6 protein-coding genes are annotated in these 6,164 nt (G+C 62.5%); all 6 read right to left on the bottom strand.

Going from position 1 to position 6,164, the window contains the following annotated elements; genetic code table 11:
* On the bottom strand, window positions 1-613 hold a 613-nt coding region (locus AYR66_RS18645), incomplete at its 3' end, for a response regulator (RefSeq protein ID WP_141104272.1).
* Window positions 610-1,119, bottom strand: a complete 510-nt coding sequence (locus tag AYR66_RS18640; protein ID WP_234814937.1) for a chemotaxis protein CheD — start codon at window positions 1,117-1,119, stop codon at window positions 610-612. The genes AYR66_RS18640 and AYR66_RS18645, both read right to left, overlap by 4 nt.
* Window positions 1,119-1,919 carry a CheR family methyltransferase gene (locus AYR66_RS18635; RefSeq protein ID WP_088708748.1) on the bottom strand — a complete coding sequence of 267 codons (801 nt, stop codon included), beginning with the start codon at window positions 1,917-1,919 and terminating at the stop codon, window positions 1,119-1,121. The genes AYR66_RS18640 and AYR66_RS18635 overlap by 1 nt, the downstream gene beginning before the upstream one ends.
* 3 nt (window positions 1,920-1,922) lie before the next feature.
* Window positions 1,923-3,821, bottom strand: coding sequence for a HAMP domain-containing methyl-accepting chemotaxis protein (locus AYR66_RS18630; RefSeq protein WP_272938352.1), 1,899 nt, complete (start codon window positions 3,819-3,821; stop codon window positions 1,923-1,925).
* Between the two features lie 100 nt (window positions 3,822-3,921).
* Window positions 3,922-4,464, bottom strand: coding sequence for a chemotaxis protein CheW (locus AYR66_RS18625; RefSeq protein WP_088708746.1), 543 nt, complete (start codon window positions 4,462-4,464; stop codon window positions 3,922-3,924).
* A gap of 11 nt (window positions 4,465-4,475) precedes the next feature.
* Window positions 4,476-6,128, bottom strand: a complete 1,653-nt coding sequence (locus AYR66_RS18620) for a methyl-accepting chemotaxis protein (protein WP_088708745.1) — start codon at window positions 6,126-6,128, stop codon at window positions 4,476-4,478.
* Between the last annotated feature and the right edge of the window lie 36 nt (window positions 6,129-6,164).

Raw genomic sequence — 6,164 nt, 5'->3', positions numbered from 1 at the left:
CGGTGAATTTTTCCGGCATGTGCTGCACGATCACGATGCCCGGGCAGACGCGCGGCAGCGCCTTGAGCACCACCTCCAATGCCTGCGTGCCGCCGGTCGAGGTGCCGATGGCGACCACGCGCTCGGTGGTCTGGATCATCGCCGTGCGATTTTCCGCCGGCGGCAGGATGGCGTCCGCCGTATTTTTTTCACGCACCGCCAGGTGCTTCACATTGGCATGTACTGCCGTCTTCACCGCAGCCAGCAGGTCGTCGCAGCTGTCGTTGAGGAATTGCTTGATGCCGAGCTTCGGCTTGGTGATGACGGCCACTGCACCCGCAGCCAGTGCCTCCATCGACGTCTTCGTGCCTTTTTCCGCCAGCGTCGAGCAGATGATCACCGGCGTGGGACGTTCGGCCATGATCTTGCGCAGGAAGGTGAGACCGTCCATGCGCGGCATCTCGATGTCGAGCACGATCACATCGGGCCATTGCGTCTTCATGCGTGTCATCGCCAGCAGTGGATCGGCGACCGCGCACAACACGTCGATGCCGGGATCCGCTTCCAGAAGACCGGTCAGCACCTGCCGCACGACCGCGGAATCGTCGACTACCATGACCTTGATGCGTTTCATTGCGCCCCCTGCAGGTCGGGATCGCCGGGCTGGACCTGGCATGACCACACGTCCCCAGTGGCGACATCAAACACTAGCTTGCGGTGTCCGTAGCCGAAAAGATCTTCTGCGACCACCACGATGCCTTGCGCATTCAGCAGCTCGCGCGCGACATCGCCGTTGCGGCGGCCGACCGCCAGCGCTCCCGATTGCGATTCGGACGCAAACATCCGTCCGCCGCCGAAAATCTTGGCCTGGCATTCCATCGGGTCGACACCCAGTCTCATCAGGTGACGCCGCATCAGCGGCACCGCCTCGTCGGCGTAGCGCCCGTCGAGTTCCTTGCCCGGCGGCTGGTTGCGTGTGGGCAGAAGGAAATGGGACATCGCACCGACCCGGCGCCGTGGATGCCACAGCGTGATCGACACGCAGGAGCCGAGCAGGGTCTTGAAAACATGACCTGAGCTGCCGGCGCCAACCTCGCCAGGCTGCAGGAAGACTTCCATGCGGGTGTTGCGGATGCGCATTACGGCTTCCGGTAGATTGAGGGCGAGAGCAAGGTCACCTCGTCGCTGATGCCGTTCAGGCTTTCCGAGTGGCCGATGTAGAAATGGCCGCCGCGCCGCAGTTGGGCGAGGACGCGTGCGACGACCTGGCGCTTGGTGTCGTCGCTGAAGTAAATCATCACATTGCGCAGGAACACCACATCAAAGCGGCCGAGTTCCGGCAGTGTGGTGTTGAGATTGGCATGGCGGAACTGCACGCGGGAGCGGAGCGCCTTGTCGACCAGCAGCGTGCCTTCTTGTGCGCCAGTGCCGCGCAGGCAGAAACGGCGCAGGAAGGCGGGTGGGATATTCCGCCCGCGTTCAAGTGTGTAGTGCCCGGCCATCGCCGACTGCAGCACGCGGGAGCTGATGTCGGTTCCGACCACTTCCCAGGCGGCCGTACCCAGGCAATCGGAGAGCACCATCGCGATGCTGTATGCCTCCTCGCCGGTCGAGGAGGCCGCGCTCCAGACGCGGAACGCTTCGCTGCGGCCGCGTGCCTGCAGCGCGAGCTGGCGCAACTGGTCGAAATGCTGGGGCTCACGGAAGAAATAGGTTTCGTTCGTGGTCAGCAGGTCGATTGCCACCTGCACCTCGTCCGGCGCCCGCCCGCTCGACAGCAGCGAGAAGTAATCGCCATAACTGTCGAGATGGCAATGCAGCAGGCGCTTGGCCAGGCGTCCACTGACCAGGGTCTTCTTCGACGGCGGCAGGGTGATGCCTGCCGAATCGAAGATAAAGCCCTGGAAGTGCCTGAACTCCTGGTCAGTGATTTCTTTCATTTGTCAAAACTTCGTGAACTGTGACTCGTCGACCTCGGCTACGCGCGCCAGGTTGCCGACCGTCTTGTACGTGCCTTCGGTTGCCATCGGCTTTACCGGGCGTTTTTCCCGGCGCGCATGCAGCGGCTTGACCACCGCCTTGTTGTCCAGCTTGAAGAAGGACATCAGGTGCTGCAATTGTTCGGCCTGGCTGCTCATTTCCTCCGCCGTGGCCGCCAGTTCTTCCGAGCTCGATGCATTCTGCTGGGTCGTCTGGCTCAGCTGGACCATGGCGGCGTTGATCTGTTCCACGCCAGAAGATTGTTCAGCCGAAGCTGCTGCGATCTCCTGCACCAGGTCCGAGGTCTTGCGGATGTTCGGCACCATCTCGTCGAGCAGCTTGCCGGCCTGCTCGGACAGTTCCACGCTGCCGCTGGCCGTTTCGCTGATCTCCTGCGCCGCGACCTGGCTGCGTTCGGCCAGCTTGCGCACCTCGGCGGCGACTACCGCGAATCCCTTGCCGTGCTCGCCCGCGCGGGCCGCTTCGATTGCGGCGTTGAGCGCCAGCAGGTTGGTCTGGTAGGCGATGTCGTCGATGATGTGGATCTTTTGCGCGATCTGCTTCATTGCCGCCACCGTCGCATTCACTGATTCCCCGCCGCGCGTCGCTTCCTCGGCGGCCTTGCCGGCCATGCTGTCGGTCACCTTTGCATTCTCGGTGTTCTGTCCGATCGAGGAAGTCATCTGCTCGATGGAAGCGCTGGTTTCCTCCACGCTCGCGGCCTGTTCGCTGGCTGCCTGCGACAGCGATTGCGACGTGGCGCTGATCTCTTGCGCGGCGCTGGTAATGGCGTACACGCCGGCGTTGACTTCCTCCACCACCTGGTTGAGCTTGTCCACCGTGTTGTTGGTGTACTCCTTGAGACGCGCATAGGCGCCTTCATAGTCCTTGTTGATGCGGCGCGAGAGGTCGCCGTCGGACACCGCTTCCATCACGCGCACCACGTCGGCGATGCTGTCGCCGGTCGTGGCTACCAGCCGGTTGATACCGTCTCCCAGCTCATGCTGGAAACCGGCCAGGCCCTTCACGTCCACGCGCACCTCGAAATTGCCTGCGTTGGCCGCCTGCACCGCCGCCTTCTGTCCATCGATCACCTGCCGCAGCCTGTCGGTCATGTTCTGCATCGACTGCAGCATCTGGCCGGTTTCATCCTTCGCGCTGTTCGTGACCTGCACCGACAGGTCGCCTGCCGCGAGGGCGTCCGCCACGCGTACTGCTTCCTTCAGCGGGCGCACGATGCTGCGGGTCAGGTTCCACGCAACGAGTATGCCGGCGGCCAGCGCGAGCGAGGCCAGGATCAGCATGTTGCGGCGGGCCGATTCGTATTCATGCTGCGTGCGCTGATAGGCTGCTTGCGTCTGCTGTTCTTCGCGGGCCAGCATTTCGGCTGCGGCGGCCTGCATCTTCTGCATGACGGCGGCGGATTCCGACGCGAGCAGCTTTGCGGCCTCATCGCGCTTGCCGGCGGCATCGAGCGCGAGCACCTTGTTGTCGAATGCCCGCGTTTCCTGCAGGACTTGATTGAATCGGGCGAATGCGGCAGCGTCCGCAGGACTGGTCTCCGACTTTTCGAGCTGCGCAACCGCTTCGGCGAAACGCCGCATCGCGTCGTCGATGCTCTTGCGCTCGGTTGCCAGCAGCTGCGGATCCTTCAGCAGTGCCGTACGCAAGCTTGCGCTGCCAGCCGCGTCCAGCGCTCCGACAACGTCATTGACGAGTTTGGTGGTATGGACATTCTGGGTGACGATCTCTTCGACATGGTCGTCCACCGAGGTCATTGCATGGATACCCTCCACGGTCAGGCCGGCCATCAGGAGCAGCGTCACCGAGAATGCCAGTGTCATGCGTGTTCCGATTTTCATGTTTGAGAGCATGGTGTTCTTTCGATATTGTTCTTCAGTTGGAATCTCTCGCGCCGCCGGCCCGATACCCCCTCCCCGTCGACGGGGAGAGGGAGGGTGCTCAGTTCAGCGGGAGCGCCGCGGCGGCATCGCGCGCCTGGGCGAGTGCACCGATCTCGTCGATGGACAGGACCTGGTCGACGTTGAGCAGGATCACGAACTTGCCGTTCACCTTGCCCATGCCTTCAATGAAGTCAGTGCGGATACGTGCGCCGAAGGCCGGCGGCGGCTCGATGTCGGATGCCGGAATCTCCAGCACCGCGTTCACCGCATCCACCACCACGCCCATGTCCTGACGCTCGCCGGCGGCTTCCACCTCGACGATCACGATGCAGGTGCGCTTGGTGATGGGCGACGGTGTCTTGCCGAAACGCGCCGACAGATCCATCACCGGCACCACCGCGCCGCGCAGGTTGATGACGCCGCGTATGCACTCCGGCATCATCGGCACCTCGGTCAGGCCGCCGTAGCCGATGATTTCCTTCACATGCAGGATGCCGATGGCGAACATCTCGCCCGCCAGCATGAACGTCAGGTATTGCGTCTGTTCGACGCCGATGACGGCTGGTGCCGAAGCCGCCTGAGAATGAACGAGTGCGCTCATGTCATCCCCTTTCAGAAGCGGGTGAATTGCGATTCGTCGACTTCGCTTTCCGACTTCAGCGCCAGGTTGCCTGCTACGCGCGGTGCATCCTTCTTCTGCTTCGTGGTGCGCGCGGCATCATTGCGCGGCTCGATCCGCGAAACGCTGGCCGGTGCGTTATCGAGCCGGAAGAAGGACATGGTCTGGCGCAGCGAATCCGCCTGGGAGCTCATCTCTTCCGCTGTTGCCGCGAGTTCTTCCGAGCTGGAAGCATTCTGCTGCGTGGCCTGGCTCAGCTGGCCCACTGCGGCATTGATCTGGCTGACGCCGGACGATTGCTCGCTCGATGCCGCCGCGATTTCCTGCACCAGGTCGGAGGTTTTCTTGATGCTCGGCACCATCTGCTCGAGCAGCTTGCCGGCCTTCTCGGCGAGTTCCACGCTGCTGGTGGCCGTTTCGCTGATTTCCTGCGCGGCGATCTGGCTGCGCTCCGCCAGCTTGCGCACTTCCGCCGCGACGACCGCGAAGCCCTTGCCGTGCTCGCCGGCGCGTGCCGCTTCGATCGCGGCGTTCAGTGCGAGCAGGTTGGTCTGGTAGGCAATGTCGTCGATGATGCCGATCTTCTTCGCGATCTGCTGCATCGCGGCCACGGTGGCGTTGACCGACTCACCGCCTTCCATCGCTTCATGCGCGGCGCGGCTGGCCATGCCGTCGGTGACCTTGGCGTTTTCGGTGTTCTGCGCGATCGAGGAAGTCATCTGTTCGATCGAGGCGCTGGTTTCTTCCACGCTGGCTGCCTGTTCGCTCGACGACTGGGACAAGGACTGCGATGTTGCGCTGACTTGTTGCGCGGCGCTGGCCAGGGCGCTGGCGCCGCTGTTGACGTTGGCCACCACCTGGTTGAGCTTGGCAATCATGTCCTGCATCGCACGCAGCATCTGGCCGGTTTCGTCCTTGCCGTTGGATTCGACGCGGACCGTGAGGTCGCCTTCAGCGAGGCGCTTGGCGGCATCCCTTGCCTTGTTGAGCGGAACGGTGACGCTGCGGCTGATGACGAAGCCCAGCACCAGGCCCAGGACCATGGCGACGGCGATCGCGACGATCATGTCCTGCCGGCTGTCCTTGTACAGTTCGGCGGTGGTATTGGATGCTTCCTTCGCACGCTCTTCCTTGAGCTTGGTCAGTTCGGTAAGCAGATCATCGACGACGTTCGCCTTTGCGCGCACCTTGCCGAGGGCGGCGTGCAGCGTTTCGCTTTGCGTTGCCAGCTTTTCCTTCGATGCCAGCGTCATCGCAACTTCCATTTCCTTCTGGTATTCGATCCAGTCCTTGTCGAAGGCATTGAACAGTTCCTTGGCCTTGGCCGACACGAACAGCGGACGCGCCTTGTCGATGTATTCCTTGACGGCCGCGGCGCTCTTGGCAATCGATGCCTGGTGAGCCTGGCGTTCCTCCACTGTGGTTGCCAGCAGGTAGTTGGAGCGGGCGCGACCGATGTAGATCAGGTTGATGTTCGCTTCCTTGATGTACGAAAGACCCAGCAGGTCCTGTTCATACATGGCATCGGCGAGGTCATTGATCTTGCCCGCGTTCTTGATGCCGATCACACCGATCACGATGCTGATGGAGGCAACCAGCAGGAAGCTGGCCAGCAGCCGGATCGATATCTTGATGTTGTTTAGCATTTGTTGTTCTCCCTGTATGTAGACGTTTCCGGCATC

Origin of the sequence: Noviherbaspirillum denitrificans (assembly GCF_002211445.1) — a bacterium.
GTDB lineage: Bacteria > Pseudomonadota > Gammaproteobacteria > Burkholderiales > Burkholderiaceae_D > Noviherbaspirillum > Noviherbaspirillum denitrificans.
This window is presented reverse-complemented; position numbering and strand designations above follow the sequence as displayed.